The sequence below is a fragment of the Gimesia chilikensis genome, assembly GCF_007744075.1.
Classification (GTDB): Bacteria; Planctomycetota; Planctomycetia; order Planctomycetales; family Planctomycetaceae; genus Gimesia; species Gimesia chilikensis_A.
The window spans coordinates 2,408,355-2,433,707 of sequence record NZ_CP036266.1; the positions used below are offsets into that span (position 1 = coordinate 2,408,355).

Genomic DNA, 25,353 nt, shown 5'->3' on the forward strand with positions numbered 1-25,353 from the left:
AACCAGCATGCACGCCCCTCATTCCCGTCAACTGTCAGGACTCCTCGCCTGCTCCCTGATCCTGGTCTGTATTGTTACTCTGAATGGACAGCTCGCGGCACAAACGCCGGGTCTGGTCTCTGTCGACCGGGGACCGGCTGTTGAAGAAGCGGTCTTTTTCTCATTCGATGACCACGCGATTCCCTGGCGTCACAATCTGGCACTGACGCCGCAGACGGCAAAAAAACATCCCGCCAATCCGGTGCTCCGCCGGGGACCGGAAGGCGCCCCCGATCACGGACATGCGATTCTGTATGGCAGTGTGCTGTATCTGGATGGGAAGTTCCGCATGTGGTACCTGGGCATGTTCGAGACCGCGATTAAAAGCGGCCAGGCGCCCGGCTGGTGGCGGCCCATGTGTTACGCTGAGAGTGACGATGGCATTCACTGGACCAAACCGAAACTGAACCTGGTCGAATTCAACGGTAACAAACAGAACAACATCTGCCTGATCAAGTCGCAGGTCCCCTCGCTGGCCAAGGTCAATGATTTTCTGACGGTCCTGTATGACGCCAACGATCCCGATCCTCAGCGGCGTTATAAGTGTGCCTACATCGCGCATCCCCCGTTCGCCGACGTACGCGGCGGACGCAGTCAGATCGGTCCGGATGAACGTCGCTGGGGGGCCTTCATCTGCGCGACCAGTGCAGACGGCCTGACCTGGAATGTTGTCGGAGACCGGCCGATGAATGCGGGAGGCGAACGTTTTGAAGTTTCCAGTCTCTACCGATACGGCAACTTCTATTATGCCAGCGGTCAGTTGATTTCCCCCTGGACCTGGCGGATGGATGGTTCGAAAATTGGTCGCGTGATGCTCACTTACCGTTCGCCCGACTTCGAGCACTGGTCCGGTGCGAAAGCACTCTCATTTGCCCGCCCGGGACAACTGACGGCCACACCCGTACCCGGTCAACAGACCCACATGGGGGCTGGGATCTGGAATCGCGGCAACGTGCTGGTCGGCCTGTACGGCATGTGGCAGGATGCGCCTGAGAAACCCAAGGATGGCCGCTACTGGAATACCGGCGTCAGTGTCGATCTGGGGCTGATCGTCAGTGACGATGGCGTCCATTTCCGCGAACCGGTGCCCGATCATCCGGTTATCGCCCGAGGGCAAAAAGGGGAGTGGGATGATATCGCCCTCCTGCAGGGACACGCGTTCGTCAACAAGGGGGACCAGACCATGATCTGGTATTCTCACTGGGACACCGGCGGTAAGCTCAAGAACATGGAGATCGGTCTGGCCACCCTCCGCCGAGACGGCTTTGGTTATCTCTCCCGCAAACTCGAAAAGAACGCCGCCCACTTTGTGACCGCTCCTTTTACAACCGAGGGAAAGCTACAACTCTCCGTGAACCTGGAAGGGGTCAGCCAGGACAGGCCGCTGACCGTCGAGCTGCTGGATGAATTCGATCGACCGCTGCCCGGATACTCGGGAGATCAGGCAGCCCAGGTGACACAACCCGGCACACGGACGCCCGTCGTCTTTCCAGGTCAGCAGAACAGCACACTGCCCGCAGGGAAACCGCTGGGGTTACGCGTCACATTCCCGGATTCCGAGGAAGTCAAAGTCTACGCCCTGTATGTGGGGCAATAAGGGAGTCATGGCTTCACCGCTCTCACTGGAAAAGCCTGTTCCTCTGTTGAGCGGAAACCTGAATCCAATTTGCGGGCGCCCCCGGGTCTATGATATAATCAAGCTTTGATTCATAGACGAATTTCCCACCTGCAGCAGGCTCGCCCGATGAAATTACGTTTTGTTCTTCCCCTGGTAGTCGTGTTCCAGATCACGATGGCCTCCGCCGTTCAGGCAAAGCCCATCGATTTTGCACATGATGTGGTACCGATTCTGAAACAGCATTGCGTCGCCTGTCATGGGGGCCGCGAAGCGAAGGGCTCGTTTTCACTGAATACCCGCACGCTCTGGATGGAGTCCGGCTTTGTCGATGTGAAAGACCCCGCCGCGTCCTATCTGCTGGAACTGGTCACCTCCCAGGATCCGGAAATGCAGATGCCTCCCAAAGGGAAACCGCGTCTTTCAGCGAAAGAAGTTGCGACGCTCAAACAGTGGATCAGCGAAGATCTGCCCTGGGAAGCCGGTTTCACATTCGGGAAAAAGGCATACGAGCCTCCACTCAAACCGCGGCGTCCTGAGCTCCCAGCCGCCGTCGATAATCGCACGCATCCCATCGATCGCCTGATCGATCACTACCTGGCCGAACACCAGCTGCCCCGGCCCGGTCCGATCGACGATGCGACCTTTCTGAGACGCGTTCGTCTCGACCTGACGGGCCTGCTCCCTACGCCGGAAGAGTTAAATGCGTTTCTGGAAGATCCGTCCTCCGATAAACGGACACGCAAAATTCAGGAACTGCTCGCCGATGACACCGCTTACGCCGATCACTGGCTGTCGTTCTTCAACGACCTGCTTCGTAACGATTACAGCGGAACCGGTTTCATCACCGGGGGCCGCAAACAGGTTTCCGCCTGGCTGTATGAATCGCTGCTCTATAACAAGCCCTTCGACCAGTTGACACGCGAACTGATCGCGCCGCCCACCGATGCCAGCCGCGGGTTCATCGATGGCATCAAGTGGCGAGGCAATGTCTCAGCCGGACAGACTGTCGAGATTCAGTTCGCCCAGAGCCTGGGGCAGGCCTTTCTGGGGATTAACCTCAAGTGTGCCTCCTGTCACGACAGTTTCATCGATCGCTGGACGCTGGAAGAATCGTACGGGCTGGCCGCCATTTACTCGGAACGTGCACTGGAAATCCATCGCTGTGACAAACCGATCGGCAAGACAGCGAAAGCCAGCTGGCTCTTTCCGGAGTTGGGGACCATCGATGCAGGCGCTTCCCGCGCAGCACGTCTGCAGCAGCTGGCCCAGTTGATGACCCATCCGGACAACGGGCGGTTTACCCGCACAATTGCGAATCGGCTCTGGCATCGTCTGCAGGGCAGGGGGATCGTGCATCCGCTCGACGCCATGCAGACCAAACCCTGGAACGAAGACCTGCTGGATTATCTGGCCGTTTACCTGAGCGACAACAAGTACGACCTCAAAAAAGTCCTGGAACTGATCGCGACCTCCGAGGCGTACCAGTCGCAGGTGGAAATTGTCGAAGGCGGAGAAGACGCCGATTACCTGTATCGCGGTCCCCGCTCGCGTCGTCTGACGGCAGAGCAGTTTCTGGATGGCGTCTGGCAGATCACGGGTACCGCTCCGGCCAAGTTCGATGCCCCCATTTTCCGCACGCGGATTGAACCGGATCAGAAGCAGGATTTTGACCTCAAAGCCAAATGGATCTGGGGCGATTCCGCGAAGCAAGTGCCCCCCGCGGATGAGACGATTGTGGTCCGCAAAATCATCGAGCTGCCCGCTGCAGTCAAACGGGGAGGCGCGGTTCTGACCTGCGACAATTCGCACGTCCTGTTTATCAATCGCAGGGAAGTCGACAAAGGTGACAACTGGGCCCAGGTTCGCACGCTCCCCCTGCATACTTTATTAAAACCGGGCAAGAATGAAATCACAGCCATCGTACATAACGGGGGAGGGGCTCCCAATCCGGCAGGCTTCTTCTTTGACGCACGACTGGAACTCGAGAACGGGGAACAGCGCGAAATCTCTTCTGACGCTTCGTGGGAGTGGAATCCGAACGCACCTGCGACGAAGGAAGGTCGCCTGGGAGGCATTTCCGGAAAGTGGGCTCCCGTCACCATCGTCAAGCCGGTCGGCAGCTGGACGAACGCAGTCGACTCGCAGGCCCGCAGTCTGCTGGCAGTCGCCGCGGAAGGCAAACAACCGATGGTCCGGGCTTCCTTGCTCAAAAATACCGCGTTGATGAAATCACTGGGACGGCCGATGCGGGAGCAGATTGTTTCGATGCGACCTGGCCAGCTGACGACGCTGGAAGCCATCGATCTTTCCAATGAAGCGACCCTGGCCCAGGCGTTTGCCCAGGGGGCACAGCGTCTGATCACACAGACCGACGGCGATCCCCAGCGGCTGACCGAGCATCTGTACCAGTTCGCGCTTTCCCGCAAACCGACGACCGCCGAGACCGAAATCATCACACAGATCCTGGGCGAACAACCCCAGCCGGCCCAGGTCGAGGACCTGCTCTGGTCGGTCTGTATGCTGCCCGAGTTTTTCCTGATCCGTTGACGACTGTTATAATACCTGTATTACGCGTCTTTAATGCACCTCTCACAGTGAGAACGACCGATGACATTTGAAATCGATCCCACCGCACCCGAACAGATTGTCCGCCGCGATTTCCTCAAGCATCTGAGTGCCGCCGGCGCTGCGGCACTGATGTCGGGGACGCCACGTCTGCTCTCCGCGAATGAAACAGAGCCGGTCAAACAACCCGAGGCTACTGCAGACAGTTGCATTCTGCTCTGGATGGGAGGCGGGATGGCGGCACCGGATACTTTCGATCCCAAACGCTATCTGCCGTTCAAAAAAGGGCTCAAAGTCGCCGATATGCTGAGCACCTTCCCGGCAATCCACACTGCCGTCGATGGACTGGAAATCTGTGAGGGACTGGAAGGCATCGCTTCGGTGATGGACCGTGCGACGCTGATCCGCTCGGCCGTACAACCCGACCTGGGCAGCATCCTGCATTCGCGACATCAGTATCACTGGCACACCGGTTATGTTCCTCCACAGACCGTCGCCGCTCCGCATTTAGGCGCCTGGATGGCCCGGGTGATCGGCCCCCGTAATCCTGTGATGCCGGCCTTCATCAATGTAGGCCAGCGACTCGAAGGCGTCGGGGAGAGCGAAGAGCTCAAAGCCTTCACCACGGCCGGATTTTTCGGCAGCGAGTTTGGACCGCTCAACCTGCCTTATCCCGAGGAAGCCGCCAAGTCGGTGCGCCCGCCTCAGGGAATGACGGGGCAACGGTTCGTCAACCGAAACAAGCTTTATCGGAAGCTCATCGATCAGAGCCCGCAGCGGGAACTGATGAGCGACTATCATCAGGAATCGATGCTGCGGTCGATGGACAAGGCGTATCGCCTGCTCAGTTCCAAAGAACGCGATGCCTTCGACATCACGCTGGAAAAGGAAGACGTCCGCCAGAAGTACGGCGACAGTCGCTTCGGTCGCGGCTGTCTGCTGGCCCGACGCCTGGTGGAATCGGGAGCCCGGTTTGTCGAAGTCACCACCGAGTACGTTCCCTTCCTGCACTGGGACACACACGCCGACGGTCATACCACGATGGACCGCATGCACAAGGAAATCGACCCGCCGATCACGCAACTGATTCTCGATCTCGAAGCACGGGGACTGCTGGACCGAACCCTGGTGATTATCGCTTCAGAATTCAGCCGCGATGCACTGATCGAAGGTCAGCCCGGCTCCAACGCCCGGGACCAGGCCCGCGAGAAGGTCGATGAAATCTCCGAGATGAAGCACTTTGGTCTGCATCGTCATTTCACTGGAGGTACCAGCGTTGTGATGTTTGGCGGTGGAATGAAACGCGGCTTTGTCTACGGCAAAACAGCAGACGAACGCCCTTTGATGGCGATTGAAAATCCGGTCTCCATCGAAGATCTACACGCTACTATTATGACTGTCATGGGCATCAGCCCCAAAACCGGCTTCGACATTGAAGGCCGTCCGTTCTATGTTACCAAAGACGCCAAGGGACAGGCGGTACAGGAACTCTTTGCGTAAACCAGAGTCTGTTTGCTTGAATGACAGTTCTGCAAGCCTCTAGTCCAGCGCCACCAGGTTCAGCAGGTCCCCGATCGATTTGTGTTTTTCGATCGGGTGCCGTAACGCCTGATCCGTGAGTACCTGGTAATGGTTCTGACGTCCGATTTTCTCTCGCTGCAGAAACCCCTCTTCTTCCAGGTCCTGGATAATCCGCTGCACTGCACGCTCGGTAATTCCCACTTCGAGGGCCACCTCTCGCAGCACAATCGTGGGATTCCGGTGCAGGACGATCAGTACATGCGCGTGGTTCGTCAGGAACGTCCAGCGATGTCCCGATTCAGAGCCCGTCTTTCGGGATGAGGCAGAGTCGATCGCAGAATCCGCTGCTGCTTTCCCCGTCTCCTTCGGAGTTTCCGTTCTACGTGACTGACGTTTACTAGACGCTTTACCCATGATTCAAACTCCGTCTCAGTTCTGGCATTTAAATCAAGATGCCAGAACTTTTTTTATTGCGTGACTGTTCCCGGAGAAAGGGGACTGGAAATGACCATATCTTATTATAGCGACTGATGATACGAAATGCTATTCGTGAATGCCAGATCGTTTGATGGTCTGGAAATTTGCCAGAAAACACGCTTTCTGATCAGTTTTGCTCATAAAAATTCCCCGTTAATGGCGAAGTACTATTGACGAAAAGAAATTCGTGTATCACAATACGCGAATAGTTAAGCGCAAAAAATACTTCGCAAAAAAAGGGAGAGAATTGTGTATCTGTTGGCAGAGACATTGATCGTTTCCGCAGGATTATTGATGGCAACGGGACTGGTGCCAGGTCGCTGGTGCAAAAAGCTGCAGTTCAAGCTGCGTGATGGCGTGACGCTGCTGGCGGGTTTACAGACCCTGCTGGCACTGGCAATTACCCTGATGAACGTGACGGGAGCCTGGTGGGGAACGGGGCCGTTCACCGAACCAGTTCGCATCGACGTTGGCGGAGTGCAGTGGCTGCTGCTGGATGGCACCTCCAGCCTGATGTTTGCCCTGGTCTCGTTCGTGGGCTGGGTTATCTGTCGCTATTCCGTCCGGTTCCTGGATGGCGAGCCCGAACTCGGCAATTACTATCGCTGGACCGCGCTGACGATTGGAGCCGTCTCCCTGATGGCTCTGTCAGGGAATCTGCTGCTGTTCATAGCCGCCTGGGCACTTTCCAGTCTGGGGCTGCATCATCTGCTCCTGTTCTACCGTGAACGACCCGCGGCCCGACGGGCTGCCTGGAATAAGTTCATCGCCAGTCGAACCGGTGACCTCTGTCTGCTGATCGCTGCGGTGCTGATCTACCTGGAATGCCAGACTCTGAACTTCACCCCTCTGTTCGAGCAACTGGCAGGCACCGGTTCAACGATCAGCATGTCTTTGATGTGCGGCGTCTGGCTGCTGGTGATCGGGGCTGCGATCAAAACGGCACAGTTCCCCTTTCACTCCTGGTTGCCTCAGACCCTGGAGACACCGACGCCGGTCTCCGCCCTGATGCACGCCGGTATTGTGAACGCAGGCGGCTATCTGCTGATTCGCACGAGTCCACTGGTCCAACTGGTTCCCGCAGCGTTGGCCTGCCTGGTACTGATCGGAACCCTCACGGTCTGTATTGCCGCCACTTCGATGCTGGCTCAGAACAGTGTCAAAAAGAGACTCGCTTATTCCACCGTCGCCCAGATGGGCTTCATGATGTTGCAGTGCGGACTGGGAGCCTTCTCGGCAGCGATGCTGCATCTGCTGGCGCACTCCTTCTATAAAGCGTATGCCTTCCTCAGCAGTGGAAGTGTGCTTGAACAGAAACGGGCGCTCGGCAGGGGGCCGGAACCGAAGCAGACGGTGCCTGTCTCATCCTTCAAACTCCTGCTGACAACAGGCTTCGTTGTCCTCGGATTTCTGGCAGTGCTGGCCCTGTTCGGAATCAATCCAGCCACCAAGCCCGGGGGGATGCTACTGGGACTGGTTGTCTGTCTCGCGCTGACGGGCTGGCTGAAACAGGCCTGGCAGACCGGCGATTACCTGCTGGTACTCCGCACGGCCTGTGCCGCCGGGGGCGTCTGTCTGCTCTACTGTCTTGCCTTTCTCACCATCGATCGCCTGGTGACGCCGACTCCGGTGACGGCTTTTGCCGATCCCTCGCTGCTGATGATTGGGGGACCTGCGGTTCTGGTAGTTCTCGGATTTACCAGCCTGCTGCTGCTGAATGACCGGCTGACATTGTCGCGAAGACCAGACTGGATGAATGCCCTCTACATCCACGCGCTGAACGGGTTTTACGTCGAAGCCTGGTTTCGTCAGCGACTGGGGCACCTTTTGAAACAGTGAATCTGTCCGGTTTTGTCGCTCTGAATCAATCTCAAATATCCCAGTAAGGTTAATCTCATGTCACAAGTACAGTCTGCTGTCATCAACAAACAACCGCTGGAGGTCTGGCGAGGACTTTCATCCCGGCAGTTGCCCGAACGGGAACTGCTGCAGGAGGCCCTGCAGAGCGTGCATCAGTGCATCGCCCCGGTCTGGCCGTTAAAAGATTATGTCGCCGTTAATCCCTACCACGGGATCACCGACCGCTCCTTTCTCAATGTCCGAAAATATCTGCGGATCTTTTCGGACTCGGAAACCCTGATGCCGCTAACGCACTACGCCGCCGCCTTCCGGGCCGGACAGTTTGAGCTCAGTGATATAGAGTCGGCCCTGGCAGAACTGCAGGCTGAGAATCTGGTAGCCGAGTCTCTTCCCAGTGCCGCCCAGTTGGTAGCCTGTCTGGGGGCACTGGAATCAGTGACTGCAGAGCCGGATACGCCCGACAAAACACCCCGCAAACGACAGATGCGTGCCTTCTCAGAAATCCTGGATGCACAGACGGGCGGTGACTGGACGCAAACGATCGGCGATGAACTTTCTAAATTCTGTGCCCAGCATTACGACCAGGGCGAGGCTGCCTGGAAAAGCCCCTGGCAGCATCTCTCACTCTTCGACAACTGGCGAAGCGCAGCGCAACATGATCGCAGCATGGAGATCATGGGCGTCAGCTGTTTCCGTCAACTGGTCCAGCAGTTACCTGACTCCGCAGAAACGACGCTGGCTGTGATGCTGGAAGAACTGAAAGTGCCGCGGGCACTCTGGGAGACCTATCTGCTCTGTCAGGCCTGTCAGACTCCCGGCTGGAGCGCCTGGGCGAAATACCAGTTCGAGCAGGGAACCTCCGAGGAACTCGATAGCAGCGATCTCACTGCACTGCTGGCAATCCGACTCGTTTACGAAGCAGTCCTCTCTGAAGCGAAATCGTTCGAAGTCGACTGGAGCAAACTGGCCGGAGCTACGCCTGTCCGATTCAAGGTTCCCTTCGATTCTGAAGAGCAGGTCATCGAACGCTACATTCTGCTGCGGGCCTCTGAAATTGCCTACCGCAACAAACTGCTCAACAGCCTGCGGAACAATGTTTCAAACTGCGGTCAGTCGACCGAGCAAAAGCTGGCCCAAATGGTATTCTGTATCGACGTGCGATCCGAACGCATCCGACGTCAGCTGGAACAGACGTCCGCAGCGATCGAAACACTCGGCTTTGCCGGTTTCTTCGGAATCCCCATGGAATATATCCGCTGGGGCGATCAGGGGGGAGACAACCAGCTTCCGGTTCTGCTCCAGCCTCAGTTCCAGGTAACTGAAGAACTCCCGTCGAAAGATCAGGGACAACAGGAGCAACTGCTGGAGCAGCAGGGAATCAGCAGGTCGTTCCGCAAACTCTGGAAGCGATTTCAACAGTCAGCAGTCGGGAGCTTCCCCTTCGTAGAAACGATGGGCCTGTTTTACGGGCTTTTGCTGGGCAAGCGCGCCTGGGGAACCAGAGTCAGCGCTGGTATGGAGTCTAAGGGATCGCATTCACAGCATCGGAAGCCAGTGCCACGTCCGAGTCTGAACGGCCTGGATGCGCAGGGGATTACCGTTGAAAAACTGACTGAGATGGCTGAGACGATTCTGAAGAACATGAGCCTCACAGCAGGATTTGCCCGGCTGGTGGTCTTCTGCGGTCACGAAAGTCAGACTGCGAATAATCCTCTCAAGGCGGGGCTGGACTGCGGTGCTTGTGGCGGTCATTCCGGTGCCTCTAATGCCCAGGTAGCTGCTGAGATTATGAATCTGGCTGCAGTGCGACGGGGACTCAAACGAAAAGGTATCGAGATTCCAGAGGATACGGTCTTTATTGCAGGCGTGCACAACACGACGACAGACCAGATCCGCTTTTTCGAACCGGACCAGCTCTCCGCTTCACACCGAGAGCAGTTGGACTCACTGCAGCAACTGACGCTGCAGGCAACACATCTGACTCGGGCGGAGCGAATGACGTCACTCAACAGTGAATCTGTCAGTGAACTCTTACAACGGGCCGGCGACTGGTCCGAGGTGCGACCGGAATGGGGGCTGTCCAATAATGCGGCCCTGGTGGTTGGACCTCGGCAATTGACACGCGCGGTCGACCTCGATGGTCGTACCTTTCTGCACAATTATGATCCCGACCAGGATCCGGAAGGAACCGTGCTGGAGAATATCATGACCGCTCCCATGATCGTGGCCCACTGGATCAACATGCAATATTACGCGTCCACTGTCGATCAACGTTACTGCGGTAGTGGGAATAAAACCGTACATAACGTGACCGGCGGTTTCGGCATCCTCTCCGGCAATGGAGGCGATCTGATGACCGGGTTGCCCTGGCAGTCTCTGCACGACGGTCAGAACCTGCAGCATCAACCGCAGCGACTGCAGGTCGTGATTAACGCATCGCGACAGGCCATTGAAAACGTGATTGCCCGACACACGCTGGTCGCCAATCTTCTGCAGGGAAGCTGGCTCTACCTGATCGCCTGCGAAGCAGGAGAGTTCTATCAATATCGCGCGGGCAATCAGTGGAAGCACCTTGATCGCGCTGAATAAAGCCAGTCACCGTGTATCGAATTCGCTGTGACATCAACTTTTTTAATACTAACCCGAGGACTTGAAAAGGAGAATTGTAGATGACTCTGACATTGACCGACAAAGCCCAGTCCGGGGAAATACCGGAAACGAGTTCTGCGAGCAGCAGCCTTACGAGGCGCTGTCACGCTATCATTCAATGCTGTGTTCCATCGATGTGACGATTCAGAACCCGCGCAGCTCACGAGGTCGCAGGCAGAAAACATTTCGCGTGCAGATTCGGCATGAATCGGGAGAGATTATGTTGATCCATCGCGGCGAAGAATTCGTTAGCGCACTGACGGCTATCGTGAAGAGAGCCGAAAAAGCAGTCTCCCGCACACGCGTTCCTTATCTGACGCGATTGAGTGGAGAAATCTGAGTTTAGAGCCAGAGAGTCCAGTTGGTTTGGACAGGTTTGAATCTGGTGTACGAAATAACCTGGTTTTTTCAGCTGAAGGAGTCTCGTAATGACGATATCATATACAGATCGAAATGGTTTATTGAACTTTCGATTGAAACAATTGTGTAAACGCAGGTTAGAGTACGCACTTTCACGCTTTCAGAACCGGATCAGATCGATTGACCTTTGTGTCAGCGATCTGAATGGACCCCGGGGAGGCATAGATAAAGCCTGTCGAGTACGAATTGTACATGAGAAGGGATCGGTAATCGTCAATCAGAAGAGCGAGGACCTTGCTGTCTGTATTTCACGTGTAGCGGAAAAGGCGGCCCGGGCCCTGTCTCGCTCGTTGGGGCGTTCACTGAAATTCAGACGTGAAAGACTTAACATCCCACTGGATAACGAGATGGAATAGTTCTGAATTAAAACATTCCTTTAAAAATGGGACGATGTCTCTATGATTATCTGGGAAAAGAACCTATCTTGCGATTCCTGTAAGTATCAGGAAATCAAGGGGTAGCAGGATCCCTCAGGGCTGATGGTGCTACTTGATTTCCACCATAGAAAAGGTCAGCACGCTGATTCTTTTCTAACCCGCCTGGTAATCTGATTACTTCTACAGAGACTGATATGAATCTGGATCGCTCCGATATCAAAGCGGCCGCCTGGTTGTTTGAACAACTCTCAATTGAGGCTGGTCACTCTGCTGATCGATCGCGTATACAACGTACGTTGATCGAATCCGCTGCCGCTACATCATCAGAACACGACGAACACTGGTGGAGCTGGCTCATTGAAGCCAGCCGCAGCCTGGGGCTGAAGTTCAAATTAATGGACTGTACCTTCCGTGAAGTGCGCAATATCACCCGGGAAGGGGGGCGTCTGATCACCCGCGTGGGTGATAAACCCAGCTGGATGGCCCTCATGGGCAGTAAGCGTCAGCGGTTTCAGTTGCTGCAACCCGATGAGGAGCAAAAACAGCAATGGGTCAGTTCTCGCAGGTTGAGAAGACTGCTCGAACTTTCTGAACGTGATCAGGTGGTCCGCTGCCTGGTCATCAAGCCCGATCTGGCTGCCGGCGGCGATGGTGCTCACGAAACGCATCATCTGCCTCCCCTGGACCGTGTGCTGACGTTAATGAAACCCGAGGCGTCCGACATCTGGACGGTGACCGTGTTTGCTCTGATTACCGGTCTGCTCGCACTGGCGACACCGCTGGCCGTGGAATCGCTGGTGAATACGGTGGCCTTCGGACGACTCCTCCAGCCGGTGGTGGTCCTCGCTTTAATGTTGCTGGCGTTCCTCTCCTTTTCAGCGGCCCTGTTGGGGTTACAGACGTACGTCGTCGAAATTATTCAACGCCGGATCTTTGCGCGCGTGTCTGCGGACCTTTCCTATCGTCTGCCGCGTGTCATCCCCTCTTCAATGGAGGGACAGTCGGCCCGGGAACTGGTCAACCGCTTTTTCGATGTGATCACAGTACAGAAAGCGTCCTCCGCGCTGATGCTCGACGGTATTTCGCTGGTGCTGAATACCCTGATCGGTATGACCGTGCTGGCCTTTTATCATCCCTGGTTGCTGGGCTTCGACATTGTATTGCTGGCACTGATTCTGTTTATCATTTTTGTACTCGGACGTGGTGCCGTGAATACAAGCATCAAAGAGTCGAAAGCCAAGTATGTCGTAGCCAGCTGGCTGGAAGACCTGGTCAACTGTCCGACCGCGTTCCGCTATCGGGGAGCTGCCGAGTTTGCCCTCGATCAGGCTGACCATTACACTTATGAATATCTCAATGCCCGGAAAAAACACTTCCGCATTGTCATGCGTCAGATCATTTTTGCCCTCGGATTGCAGGCGGCCGCAAGCACCACGCTGTTGGGGCTGGGGGGCTGGCTGGTGATTGCCGGACAGCTGACACTGGGGGAACTCGTGGCTGCTGAGCTGATTGTGACCGTGATCGTCGGCTCGTTCGCCAAAATGGGAAAACATCTGCAGAGTTACTACGACCTGCTCGCTTCGGTCGATAAACTGGGGATGTTGTTTGACCTGCCCATGGAACGTCAGGATGGTCTGCTGCAATTTTCCCAGAGCGACCCGGCTGAAGTCAGTATCAACGGCGTCGGTTTTATCGATTTCCACGGCCATTCCAGTGAGCATCACATTGACCTGTTCGTAGAAAGCGGCGCGCGACTGATGCTGACGGGGCCGAGTGGCAGTGGCAAAAGCCGTCTGCTGGACCTGCTTTTTGGACTGACGCCTGTATCGAAGGGACACGTCTCCATCAACGAGATCGATCCCCGCGACATGCGACCCGATGCACTGCGGAAACATGTCGCTCTGGTGCGGAATATCGAAATCTTCAATGGTTCCCTGGAAGAAAATATTCACCTGGAACGCCCTTACGTCTCGACAAGTGATGTGCGCGAAGCCCTGGAATGGGTCGGACTGTATGAACAGGTCTTGAAACTGCCTCACGGTTTGCAGACAGAGCTGGTCGACACCGGATATCCATTAACCGAGAATCAGGCTCGCAAGCTGATGCTGGCCCGGGCTATCGTCGGACGGCCGCGTCTGCTGCTGGTGGATGGTCTGCTCGATGCACTTCCCGATGACGAGTCGGAGGAGTTGACCCGCATGCTGGTTGACTCCGACCGTCTCTGGACACTGATCATGGTAACAGGCAGACGAAATCTAATTGAGCTGGGGAACAGCACTCACACCCTGAGCGGTTCGGAAGCAATGCTTTCGGGAGGATCTGCAGATGTCAGTTGAACCATCCCTTGATGTACCCGCTTCAAAAGCGGAAGAGCAACGGCTCTCGATGCTGACGCCGGTAGCCTACAGCGAATCGAGCATGCCCTCCCTGCGCCTGGTCCGTTCTTCACGTCTGGCCCGGCGGATCGCGAAAATTCTGTTTCTGCTGCTGATCCTGACGATCCTGTTGATGATGTTCGCCCCCTGGCAGCAGTCGGTGACCGGCACGGGGAATGTCCTCGCCTATTCTCCCGATCAGCGACAGCAGGTGATTCAGGCGACCATCAAGGGGAAACTTTCCCGTTGGGGCGATGAGATTTATGAAAATGCCAAGGTCAAAAAGGGACAGGTGATTGCCGAGATCAGCGACCTGGACGAATCGTACTCGGCCCGGCTCGAAATGCAGCTTCTGAATTCCCGACAGGCGGTCACCGCCGCGGAACAGCATCTGGAAGCCAGTCAGCGGGCGCTTGAAGCGGCCAAAACGATTGTGCATTCCTATCAGGATCAGGTGCAGGCTTACGAAACCGTCAAACGGGAAACGATCGCCGCCCAGGATTCCTATATTGAAGTTGCGGATAAAAAGGTCAAAGCCGAACAGCAGAAACTGCTCGAACTGGAAGCCGCTATCCCCCAGTTACAGGCCGAATATGATCGCATGAAAACTCTGTACGGAGAAAATAATATCTCGCTCCAGAAAGTGCAGGAAGTTCAGCGCAAACTGAAAGAGGCACAGAGTAAAGTAAAAGGGGCCGAATTCTATTATGCCGCCGCCAAAGATGAACTGGCGGGCAAACAGAGTGAGCGAAATGCCAAAGTTCAAAAAGCCCAGGCGGATATTGATAAAACCAAAGCCATGCTGAAAAAGGCGAACGGCGATGTCTCCAAAGCGGAAAGCGATATTGCCAAGTCACGTCAGGAGCTGAATAAAGCGCAAAAAGACGTGCTGGATATGCAGGTTAAGGTTTCACGCCAGGAGAGCCAGGTCATCAAGGCTCCTTTCGACGGCTATATTGTGCAGATTACCCCCAACCTGGGGACCGCAATCCTGAAACAGGGGGATCCAATCTGTACGATCGTCCCCTTTACCACCGATCGTTCCGTGCAGATCTGGCTCGACGGCAACGATGCGCCCCTGGTAGAGCCCGGCAGGCATGTGCGTCTGCAGTTCGAAGGCTGGCCCGCCATTCAGTTCGCTGGCTGGCCCTCGGTTGCCGTCGGAACCTTCGGAGGCGAAGTCATTTCCGTAGACTCCATCGACGATGGTCGCGGCAAATTCCGGATCTTGGTTCGCCCTGATCCAGACGATCAACCCTGGCCCCAGGATCGCTTCCTCCGACAGGGAGTGCGGGCAAATGCCTGGGTGCTGCTCAACAAGGTCCCGCTCTGGTACGAAGTCTGGCGAAAGCTCAACGGCTTTCCTCCATCGATTTCGCTGGATGAATCGGGGCAGAAAGACAGTAAAAACAAGCCTCCCAAGCTTCCCAAGTAAAACTGGGTTGTCTGCGCTGAGTTTTCTGCCTTGGTTGTCTCTTTCGGTAAAGCAGAATTGTTCTGTAATAACCGTCGTACGGCCTGAGGTTACGGTCAATTCTCCGATCCAGCACTGCCGAATTGTTAAACAGTTCGTGTTATTACTTCTTTAGCGACTGTGCTAGACAACCGGACCATGGTTAATGACCCGCCAAAATAAGTAAGAAACCATGTTGAGAGTTTGGATCATCCTGATCGCGGTCTGCTTTGAAGGCTGTGCCGCTACCAGACAGGCATTGACTGATTCCACACCGGAACCAGAAGCGTCCGTCGTCAAAATCAAACCGGCTGAAGATTCCAGTAAACTTCAGCCCCGGTCAACTGCTGCGCCAGTAATTTACCCTGAAAGTCTGGCTGTGGCCGTCGATCGTGTCTCACCGGAAGCGGAAGCTTCTGCAGTACAACAGGTCGCCTCCGTCTCTACTTCCGTGGACGATCTGTTTTCCGGCAAAGGCACGACCCCGGAAGAGGCTGTCGCCGGTGAATTCTCAGTGAGTAAACAGCTTGGCAGTGAGTTCGCAGCCAGCGAACAGGCAACAAACGAACTGACCGCCGAAGAATTCGCGATGGCGCCGCATCTGCCGCCGTTGCCCGGAATGGACTTCAAACCCACTGCGCGGGGCCTTGTTCTGGATGAGGTTATCAACTCGGTCTATGCCAGCTATCCGCTTCTGGAAGCCGCCATTTATTCGCGTGATGTCGCAGCAGGTCAACAGCTCGAGAGCATGGGCGAGTTCGACCATAAGCTGAAAGCAGGCAGTGAAAATCAGCCCATGGGTTATTACCAGACTTATCGCCAGCACGTCGGCCTGGTGAAACCGCTCTACCAGGGGGGGGAAGCGTTCGCCGGATACCGGATCGGGCGGGGTAGTTTCGAACCCTGGTACCTGGGACGCCAGACCAACGAGGGTGGGGAATTCAAAGCGGGCTTTATGGTTCCTTTAGCCAAGAACCGTGAAATCGATCAGCGTCGCGCCGCTTTGTGGCGCGCCACGTATGGCGTTGATGCTGTCGAACCGGAAATCCAGGCGCAGTTGATCGACTTCGTTCAACAGGGAAGTTATGCCTACTGGGACTGGGTGGCTGCGGGAGCGAAACTGGTCATCGCTGACCGGATTCTCAAGCTGGCCGAAGACCGTACCGACCGGATTCGCAGCCAGGTGGAAAATGGTTTCCTCGATCCACCTGAGCTGACGGATAACCTGCGTCTGGTCGCCGAACGTCGAGGCAAGCGGGCACTGGCCGAACGTAAGCTGCAGCAGACTGCAGTCAAGCTTTCCCTTTATTATCGTGACGCGAACGGCGATCCCGTCATTCCGGAAGCCAGTCAGGTGCCTGATTTTCCCCTGTTGAAACAGATGGATGAAGCACAGGTCGCCATGGATGCGGCACGAGCGTTAGAGCAGCGTCCTGAAATCTACAGTCTCGATCTCTTACAGCGTCAGCTGGATATTGATTACTCCGAGGCGGAGAATGACTGTCTGCCCGCAGTGGATCTGCTGATGGCAGGTTCCAAGGACATGGGGTACCCCAGCAGCTACCAGAACTACAAAGGCCCCTTTGAGCTGGATGCCCACTTGCTGGTCGAAGTTCCCCTCGAACGTCGCAAAGCTCGCGGTAAAATGCAGTCGGTCGGCGGTAAGCTCGCCCAGCTGAATGCCAAGCGTCAGTTGACTGAGAATAAGATTGTAGCCGAAGTCGAGGCAGCATACGCCGGTCTGATTGGTGCTTTCAAGCAGGCCAAACAGGCTGACGAAGCCGTCGGTTATGCAGAAGACCTGGCCCGGCGAGAACGCCGTAACTTTGAAGAAGGTCTGTCCGACCTGTTGAAAGTGACTCTCCGCGAACAATACGCCTTCGAATCTGCGGAGAAGGCTGTCGACGCCAAACTGCTCTACTTCCAGGAACAGGCCGACTACCGGGCCGCACTGGCTGAAGATCAACTCTGATCTTCAATTCGGTTGTTGAACTCCGATTTTCTCTCAGCGCAACGACCTCAGAGATTCAAACGAAAATCAGAACTTCGCGCTGGTGAAACGCCCCCGGGTTGTATTAGAATGATGGTTCGTCCCGGAGGCAGAGTCGCTGTCATCCGGAATCTACCGCTGACCCGCCCACCTGAACCGCGATCATGTTTCACCAGACTGGCCCATTATGGAATCAAGTGCGATCCCCGCGCTTTTTGTGCCGACTGATTACGCTGTTCAGTTTCTGCCTGACTTCAACAGGAGTACCCCTCGATTTTCTGCATGCAGCCCAGTCAGGCTGCCGCTGTGGTGATGAACTCCAGCAGTCCGGCCAATGCTGTTGTGCCCAAGCAGGACGTTCGCGCTGTCAGCAGCAGGTCAGGTCCTGCTGTCAGCAGAAAACCACCTCCAGTTGCTGTAGCGACAAAGGCTGTGATTCTGTGGAAGAAGCGTCAACCGAATGCCCGCGCATCATGGCACTCTGTGGTTGTGGCAGTAAATCCCCCGGCGGTTCGTTGCTGAACAGCGAACCCCGAATTCTGGTCGCTCCGGTGTTGCTCACCGGACCTGCACCTGTGCGAAACTGTACCGCTCAGCGGTCTCCACTCTTTGACGGCCACATTACCGTGCCGGATACACCCCCTCCCGAATTGACTCTGATCTGAAAACGCAACGGTTTTTCTAATCAGCTGCGCTGTCTCGCATGATGCTGCGCAGATTCCAATTCAACGGGAGTTACCCACATGAAATTGACGTCTCATTCCCGCGCCCAAGATACGCGCGGATTCACCCTCATCGAATTACTGGTCGTGATCGCGATTATTGCGATTCTGATCGCACTACTGCTGCCTGCCGTCCAGCAGGCACGTGAAGCAGCGCGGCGGAGTCAGTGTAAAAATAACCTCAAGCAGCTGGCACTGGCGCTGCATAATTATGAATCGGCACATCGTGTCTTTCCTCCCGGAAGTCTTGGGTATCCTTATGTCTGGTCTGCGCATGCACAACTGCTGCCCTTCGTCGACCAGGGAAACCTGCAGGGCCTGCTCAATTACGATGTCCCCCCACTCAATGCCTTTAACTCGGGATCGTTTGATGCCACCGAGGTGGGCAATAACGATACGGCTGCCCGCACCAGGCTGCCTTTGATGGTTTGTCCCAGTGACAAAGACGCCGTTCCCGGATCCGATTACGCCGGGATCAGTTATCCCGCCTGTCTCGGATCCGGCTTGAATGGATCGGGGACAGCAGACGACGGCTCGAACAGTAACGCGGATGGCGTTATCTTTCAGAGATCAAAAGTTCGCTTTCGAGATGTCACCGATGGAACCACGAATACGGTTCTGTTTAGTGAGCAACTGCTCGGCGATGGACAGAACGCGGCACCTGCTACCGGCGATTATCGTCACCGGGTGATCGAGCTATCCATGGGAACACAAACCACGCCCGCCGCCTGTACGGCAGCTTCCGCACCCGCCTGGTCCGGTCAGCGTGGCGCCAAATGGGTGAACGGTCACCTGGCGGACTCGATGTACAATCACTGGTATGGTCCCAACGCGAATGTCCCCGACTGTCAGAACGGCTTTCATAACTTTGCCCTGGTCAGTGCCCGTAGCGCACATACCGGCGGAGTTCAGATCGCTCTGGTCGATGGCAGTTGCCGATTCGTCAGCGAGAATATCAATCTCGATATCTGGCGTGCCCTGGCTACGCGTGCCGGCGGTGAAGTTATCGGAGAATATTAATCAGCCTTTTCACTTCATCCGGGCCTGGTTTTCCAGGTCCGGGCTGTTTCAGGAGTTCTTATGAAAATCACATTCCTTACCGCTTTGCTGCTCTGCTGCACATGGCAATTCGCCCCGGTGCAGGCACATGATACCTGGGTGGAATCCAATACCAGTCTGATCCGTTCCGGCGATGCGATTTATATTGACCTCAAACTGGGCAATCATGGAAATCATCACCGTGATTTCAAGCTCGCCAGTAAGATTGACCTGGAGGGTTGCACACTCGACGTGCTCGATCCCGCCGGTAAAGCATACGATCTGAAAAGCACCGTCATCGATACCGGTTACGCCCCTAAAGAAGGATACTGGAAGGCGAAGTTCGTACCCGCTCAGAAAGGATTATACCTGGTTTCGCATTCACTCGACCGGGTTGTCAATCACGGTAAGCCGGTACGTGCGATTAAAAGTGCCAAAACGTTTTTCGTCGTCAGTCCCCAACTGGATCAGGTTTCTCTGGAGAATCCCGGCTTTGACCGCGTGCTGGGACATCCCCTCGAAATTGTTCCCGTTGTAAATCCCGTGACACCCATGGGACCGGGGAAGCCGCTTCAGGTCCGTGTTCTGTTCAAAGGCAAGCCCCTGGCGGATACGACCGTCTCCTTTGTACCCCGTGGAGAAACTCTCAAAGGTGATTTTGACGATCGCTATGAACGTCATACCGATTCAGAGGGACTGGCTGAATTCACTCCGCGGACGGGCAATCAGTATCTCGTCGTTGTGCATCACACCGCGGCGGATGAAAAGACCGAACAGTACGAGCAAACCGCGTACGCAGCCACACTCACAGTGCTGGTTCCTGAGCTCTGTCCCTGTTGCGGCGAGTAATCGCTGACAGACCGGAGTGACATTGATAGAGGCGGGAGACCTCGTTCCCCCGCCTCTTGGAGTATTGTTATTGAAGAACTGGTATCTCAGTGCTCGAACTCCTTCATGTCAACCGGTTCTGGAGTGACATCCTTCGGTTCGAACCAGCGGTAAATCGTCGGCAGTACCAGCAGCGTCAATGCCGTCGAGGTCACCAGTCCCCCGATCACCACGGTTGCCAGAGGTCGTTGCACTTCCGCACCCGAACTGCCGGACAGGGCCATGGGAATGAATCCCAGGGCACCACAGGACGCGGTCATCAATACGGGCCGCAACCGGTCCATCGCGCCGTTGACCACCGCATCCCGCTGGCTGTCTCCCGAATGCCTCAGGTGACGTACGTGCTCGATCAGCACCACGCCGTTCATGACCGCGATCCCGAACAGCGCGATAAAGCCGACCCCGGCCGAGATCGAGAACGGCATATCGCGGACCCACAGAAACAGGATGCCCCCGGTCGCCGCAATCGGCACGTTCAGATAGATCAGCATCGCCAGCTTGACTGAATTGAAGGTCATGTAGAGCAGGGCGAAAATCAGGAACAGCGCCACGGGAACCGCGATTGCCAGTCGCTGACTGGCCTGCTGCAGGTTTTCAAACTGGCCACCCCAGCGCAGAGTATAACCGGCGGGCAATTCCACATCCCGATCGACCACCTGCTGCGCTTCGGCCACAAAGCCTGCCAGGTCCCTGCCACGCACGTTACTCTGAATTAAGAGGCGACGACGAATGGAATCCCGGCTGATTTCCACCGGTCCCTCTTCCACCTTGATCTCCGCGAGTTGCGAAATCGGAATCTGTCGTCCCTGGGGATCTTCGATTTTGAGCTCCGCGAGCTGCTTGGCCTCTTTCCGCCAGTCCGGACTCAGGCGAACCTGCAGCGGAAACCGGCGTTGTCCTTCGAAAACCTGTCCTGCAGACACGCCACCAACGGTCGCGACAGCATTCAGCACATCACGGGCATTGATTCCGTAGCGGGCCAGCTGCTCGCGGCGAATGATGACCCGCAGGTAAGGCAGACCCGCGATCTGTTGTGCCTGAACGTCCGCAGCTCCCGGGACCTTATTCAACGCGACGACGATCTCGTCTCCCTTCCGCTTCAGTTCATCCAGGTCATCCCCGTAAAGGCTGATCCCGATATCGGAGCGAACCCCGGCCACCAGCTCCTGCACGCGCAGTTCGATCGGCTGTGTGAAACTGTAACTGTTACCGGGAACCTGGTCCTCCAATTTCTGCTGCATCTCTTCAATGAGCTTGAGCTTCGTGACTCCTTCCCTCCATTCCGATACCGGTCTCATCCGTACCAGGATATCGGTCTGATAAACGCCCATCGGGTCGTTAGCAATTTCCGGACGACCTGTTTTACAGACCACCGTTTCTACTTCGGGAAATTCCAGCAGCGTCCGCTCCATCGCCTTGGTCATTTCGATGGATGTCTCCAGCGAAATACTGGGGAGTCGGGCGGCCTGGATCGCAATGTCGCCTTCATCCAGTTTGGGAACGAATTCCATACCGAAGCCGGCAGCCAGGACCACACTGACAACGAATAAGGCGATCGAACTGACAAACATCAGCACCGGTCGCAGCATGGCAAAGCTCAGTAGCGGCTGATAAGCCTGTTTGATCCAGCGGACCAGGAATGTTTCGCGTTCCTTCATCTGACGCGCCAGGAACAGGGATGCCATCACAGGCATCACCGTGACCGACATGATCAGGGCCGAGGAGAGCGCCGTCATAAATACAAACGCCATCGGGCGGAACATCTTACCTTCCATTCCCTGGAGGCTCAGGATCGGAATGAATACGATGATCACAATGATGCCGGCAAACAGAATCGGCTTGCCCACTTCCTTGGCGGATTCGCGATAGACGCCCAGCGGAATGTGGTCACTCCCATGCTCTTTCTGGTAGTGTGACGCCCGGCGTACGCAGTTTTCAATCATCACCACGGCACCATCGACGATCACGCCGAAGTCGACCGCTCCCATACTCATCAGGTTGGCTGAGACGCCCGCGTAACGCATCGCGATCAGGGCGCTCATTGCCGAGAGCGGAATCGCCGCCGCCACGATCAGTCCAGCTCGCACATCTCCCAACAGCAGGAACAGCATGATGATAACCAGCAGCACGCCCAGACCGATATTCTCCGCAACCGTGTGGATTGTCTTTTCCACCAGTTCGGTGCGGTCGTAGAATGTTTCGATCACGACCCCTTTGGGAAGTGTCTTTTGGATTTCGGCTATCTTTTCTTTGACGTCCGCGACCACCTGGCGAGAGTTTCCACCCATGATCATCATGACCATCCCGATTACGGCCTCGCGGTCACCATCGCGGGTGACCGCTCCCTGACGCAGCATTGGGGCAAAGCGAACTTCCGCCACATCGCGGACCCGGATTGGGGTCCCTTCGCGGCTGTCCAGCACAATCGTGCGGATGTCATCCAGCGAACCGACCAGACCTTCGCCGCGAATCAACCTTTGTTCGGCTCCATGCGTGATGTAACCACCGCCGGCATTTCCGTTATTTTCTTCGAGTGCCTGAAAGACATCGCTGAGTGAAATTTCGTAATTCTGCAGTTTGGCGGGATCAATCTGAACTTCATAGGTTTTGAGTTCACCGCCGAACGTGTTGACTTCGATCACGCCCGGTACACTCCGCAGCTGAAACGCGATCTGCCAGTCGAGGATCGTCCGCAATTCGCTGAGTGAATACTGATCTTCCACTTCGCTACGGACTTCAAACTGGTAGATTTCACTCATCCCCGTAGCGATAGGGCCCAGTTCGGGCGTTCCCATTCCCGGGGGAATGTTCTCGCGTGCCTGCAGCAGGCGTTCGTTGAGGAGATTTCGCGCCCAGTAGATGTCGGTACCATCTTTAAAGGCCACGGTCACGGCGCTCAAACCGAAGCGGCTGATCGAACGGATTTCTTCCACGTTCGGCACACCGCTCATCGCGTTTTCCACGGGGAAGGTAATGAACTGTTCCACTTCGACCGGTCCCAGGGCAGGGGAGTTTGTCAGAATCTGCACCTGCACGTTCGTCAAATCGGGGACGGCATCCAGGGGAATCGTTGAAGCAGAGAAGACCCCCAGCCCCAGGATGACCAGGGCCAGCAGCATCACGATAAATCGATTGTTTAAAGACCATTCAATGATATGGTTGACCATGTATGTTACTCCTCACCCATTAAGTCTTCGAGCATCTTCGACTTCAGGATGAAGCCCCCCTGCAGCACCACACGTTCGCCCGGCTTCAGACCTTCCAGAATGACCGCGGTGGTTTCATTCTGTTTGCCCGGCTTAATCAGGCGCTTTTCGAACTCGCCCTCACCCGTGTGCACAAATACAAAGTCCTGGCCCTCGTGTTCCTGCAGTGCAGAGCGGGGCACGATGACCAGTTCCTGCTCGGAGCCCGATTCGAACTCAATGTTGACGAACATACCCGGCTTGAGCAGATGATCTGGATTGTCTGCAATGGCCCGCATCGCGACGGTCCGTGTCTTTTCATCCATGATTTCCCCGGTGTAAAAGATCCGGGCCTGGAAGGAGCGGTCCGGCCACGCTTCGTTGAAGACCCGTACCGGTTTTCCCGACAAACTGGCGAGTAGCGGCAGATTCTTTTCATAAATGTCGGCAGTGATCCAGACCGTGGACAGATCGGCGATACTGAAAATCTGGCTCTGGGGGCGAATCTGTTCTTTAAGGGTCACGTCTTTGGAAATGATCGTTCCGTTAATCGGGGCCCGGACAAAATAATGCGAAATCGCAGCTCCCTGTTGTTCCGGATTGATGGTTTGAATCTCCTGCTCGTCACAGCCCAGAATTCGCAGGCTGGTGGCAGCCACAGCCACCCGGGTAGATGCTTCCTTGACCGACTGCGAGGACAGCAGCAGAGACGTTTTGAGTTCATACTCAATCTGTTCGATTCGTGCCTGGAACGCAGCCAGGTCGGCATTGCGGCTGGACTTGGCGGCATGCAGCTGTTTGAAAGCGACTGCTCCGGATTTGGTCGGTTCTTCCAGACGTTCGACATCGGCATCGGATTTGAGATAACCGGCATACGCCATTAACAGTCGTTCCCGATAATCGCCCATGCTGCGGCTGCGAAACCGTTCTTCAATTTCGTTGATCGGCTCCCGCTTGCGTAATGCCGCCAGTAACTGCCTCGTGTTTGTCGCGATCTCCTGTTGGATCTTGTCTTTCACCACCGCCATTTCCTGCTGCAGTCGTGCCTGGTACAAATCCAGTTTCGCTTGGCCGATTTCCCGGCTGTGTACGACCACCAGCAGATCGTTGGCCTTAACCACCTGGCCCAGTCCCACGTCAACTTTGTCAACGGAGCCTTCGACCATCGGGTAAATGTGAGCCACCTTATCTTCGTTCAAAGAGACTTTACCTGTCAGGCGAATCGTCTCTTCAAAGCGACCCGTGGCAACCGGTTCGATCTGCAAACCGGAAACCTTCCACTTCGATTCGGGGAGCGTGATGGTGACGGGCCCGGAATTCTCTTTCTGAGGTGCCTGTTCTGAGGTGGTCCCGGTCTGCTGTGATTCTTCCGGAGCCGGGGCTGAGTCGGCGGCTGATTTGTGTGAACGGAACTGGTAAATCCCCACACCGGCGACAATCGCGATGATCGCGAGTACGAGAAACAATACCGGTTTGTGGCTGGCGTTGACTGGCTGTGTCGGTAATTGACCTGTCGTCTGGTTCATAAAGGTACCTCAAGAGACTGGAGCTGGATCCGGCTATCGCAGGCGGATCACCTCCTGCTTTAACGTTGGCGTTCGTTTGAGCGCACAACATCAGCAGGCAGGAAAACAGAAAAGAGACTGTTCAACAGCGCGAGGTCAGCAGGTCCACGTACAGAAGAGCTGCTGCAGATCCAGATCGGTCTGCTTGAGAGAAGCAGGCTGCCAGGGAGAACGGGCAGCGGGAAGGGAGGCCTCTGTCGTCAAACACAGTTCCGCCCCCAGGTAGTCTGTCGTCAGCTGATCGCCGGGAACGTCTTTGAGTTCGGCTGCAGCGACGGTCATCCCTTCTGTCAGTTTGACGGGGACGGTTTTGTCAAAATCACTTCCACTGCAACCCCAGTGACAATGTGAGGAAGCGGGCACTCCCGGTTGTGAACTCTGTTCGCCATGATAAATCCGCAAGTGCATTGCCAGTAGAGCCGAGTTCCCGCATTGACTCAGATAATCCACATGGGAGTGTACCACCGGACGAGGTCCCGGCCACGCTACAAGCAGTAGCAGCAGGCAACGAATTGTGATGTTCAGGTTGAACATAACGGACTCTCGCAGGGGTTGGCTGATTAGTGACTGGTGGGACTGTAAAGCGGGCATAAGGTGAATCAGAGGAATAT

General features: G+C 55.8%; 17 protein-coding genes. 13 read left to right on the plus strand and 4 right to left on the minus strand.

From position 1 onward, the window contains the following. Nucleotides 1–7 precede the first annotated feature (7 nt). From HG66A1_RS09215 to HG66A1_RS09225, 3 genes are all read left to right on the plus strand, one after another. Nucleotides 8–1,636, plus strand: coding sequence for a hypothetical protein (locus HG66A1_RS09215; RefSeq protein ID WP_145182456.1), 1,629 nt, complete (start codon nt 8–10; stop codon nt 1,634–1,636). 147 nt (nt 1,637–1,783) lie between these two features. Beyond that, nucleotides 1,784–4,204 carry a DUF1549 domain-containing protein gene (locus HG66A1_RS09220; protein ID WP_145182459.1) on the plus strand — a complete coding sequence of 807 codons (2,421 nt, stop codon included), beginning with the start codon at nt 1,784–1,786 and terminating at the stop codon, nt 4,202–4,204. A 60-nt stretch (nt 4,205–4,264) separates the two neighbouring features. Further along, the gene (locus HG66A1_RS09225) at nt 4,265–5,722 is read left to right on the plus strand and encodes a DUF1501 domain-containing protein (RefSeq protein ID WP_145182462.1); all 1,458 of its coding nucleotides are present in this window, start codon (nt 4,265–4,267) and stop codon (nt 5,720–5,722) included. A 39-nt stretch (nt 5,723–5,761) separates the two neighbouring features. Here the strand turns inward: HG66A1_RS09225 and HG66A1_RS09230 are convergent, their stop codons facing one another. Next, entirely contained in the window at nt 5,762–6,157 is a 396-nt protein-coding gene (locus HG66A1_RS09230) for a helix-turn-helix transcriptional regulator (protein ID WP_145182465.1), read from the minus strand. Between the two features lie 312 nt (nt 6,158–6,469). Between HG66A1_RS09230 and HG66A1_RS09235 the strand changes: the two genes are divergently transcribed. The 10 genes from HG66A1_RS09235 (at nt 6,470) to HG66A1_RS09280 (ending at nt 19,953) form a co-directional block, all read left to right on the plus strand. Beyond that, nucleotides 6,470–8,059: a proton-conducting transporter membrane subunit gene (locus HG66A1_RS09235; RefSeq protein WP_145182468.1), complete on the plus strand. Its 1,590-nt coding sequence runs from the start codon at nt 6,470–6,472 to the stop codon at nt 8,057–8,059. A 57-nt stretch (nt 8,060–8,116) separates the two neighbouring features. After that, a complete protein-coding gene (locus HG66A1_RS09240) occupies nt 8,117–10,669 on the plus strand; it encodes a YbcC family protein (protein ID WP_145182472.1) in 2,553 nt (850 codons plus the stop codon). Between the two features lie 178 nt (nt 10,670–10,847). Further along, complete coding sequence (locus HG66A1_RS09245) at nt 10,848–11,069, plus strand: hypothetical protein (protein ID WP_145182475.1); 222 nt, start codon at nt 10,848–10,850, stop codon at nt 11,067–11,069. Between the two features lie 88 nt (nt 11,070–11,157). Continuing rightward, nucleotides 11,158–11,505: an HPF/RaiA family ribosome-associated protein gene (locus tag HG66A1_RS32785; protein WP_145182479.1), complete on the plus strand. Its 348-nt coding sequence runs from the start codon at nt 11,158–11,160 to the stop codon at nt 11,503–11,505. Nucleotides 11,506–11,720: 215 nt separating this feature from the next. Beyond that, complete coding sequence (locus tag HG66A1_RS09255) at nt 11,721–13,862, plus strand: peptidase domain-containing ABC transporter (RefSeq protein ID WP_145182481.1); 2,142 nt, start codon at nt 11,721–11,723, stop codon at nt 13,860–13,862. Then, nucleotides 13,852–15,336, plus strand: a complete 1,485-nt coding sequence (locus tag HG66A1_RS09260) for an HlyD family secretion protein (protein WP_197997060.1) — start codon at nt 13,852–13,854, stop codon at nt 15,334–15,336. The genes HG66A1_RS09255 and HG66A1_RS09260 overlap by 11 nt, the downstream gene beginning before the upstream one ends. A 211-nt stretch (nt 15,337–15,547) precedes the next feature. Continuing rightward, the gene (locus HG66A1_RS09265; protein WP_145182484.1) at nt 15,548–17,326 is read left to right on the plus strand and encodes a TolC family protein; all 1,779 of its coding nucleotides are present in this window, start codon (nt 15,548–15,550) and stop codon (nt 17,324–17,326) included. Between the two features lie 215 nt (nt 17,327–17,541). Further along, entirely contained in the window at nt 17,542–18,009 is a 468-nt protein-coding gene (locus HG66A1_RS09270) for a hypothetical protein (RefSeq protein WP_145182487.1), read from the plus strand. Nucleotides 18,010–18,087: 78 nt separating this feature from the next. Beyond that, entirely contained in the window at nt 18,088–19,086 is a 999-nt protein-coding gene (locus tag HG66A1_RS09275) for a DUF1559 domain-containing protein (RefSeq protein WP_145182489.1), read from the plus strand. 60 nt (nt 19,087–19,146) lie between these two features. Next, nucleotides 19,147–19,953: a DUF4198 domain-containing protein gene (locus HG66A1_RS09280; protein ID WP_145182492.1), complete on the plus strand. Its 807-nt coding sequence runs from the start codon at nt 19,147–19,149 to the stop codon at nt 19,951–19,953. A gap of 86 nt (nt 19,954–20,039) precedes the next feature. Here HG66A1_RS09280 and HG66A1_RS09285 read toward each other — a convergent pair whose 3' ends face one another. From HG66A1_RS09285 to HG66A1_RS09295, 3 genes are all read right to left on the minus strand, one after another. Continuing rightward, a complete protein-coding gene (locus HG66A1_RS09285; protein WP_145182495.1) occupies nt 20,040–23,159 on the minus strand; it encodes an efflux RND transporter permease subunit in 3,120 nt (1,039 codons plus the stop codon). A 5-nt stretch (nt 23,160–23,164) separates the two neighbouring features. Further along, nucleotides 23,165–24,703 (minus strand): efflux RND transporter periplasmic adaptor subunit, encoded by a 1,539-nt coding sequence (locus tag HG66A1_RS09290; RefSeq protein WP_145182498.1) that lies wholly within the window; start codon nt 24,701–24,703, stop codon nt 23,165–23,167. Nucleotides 24,704–24,838: 135 nt separating this feature from the next. Continuing rightward, nucleotides 24,839–25,276 carry a hypothetical protein gene (locus tag HG66A1_RS09295; protein WP_145182502.1) on the minus strand — a complete coding sequence of 146 codons (438 nt, stop codon included), beginning with the start codon at nt 25,274–25,276 and terminating at the stop codon, nt 24,839–24,841. Between the last annotated feature and the right edge of the window lie 77 nt (nt 25,277–25,353).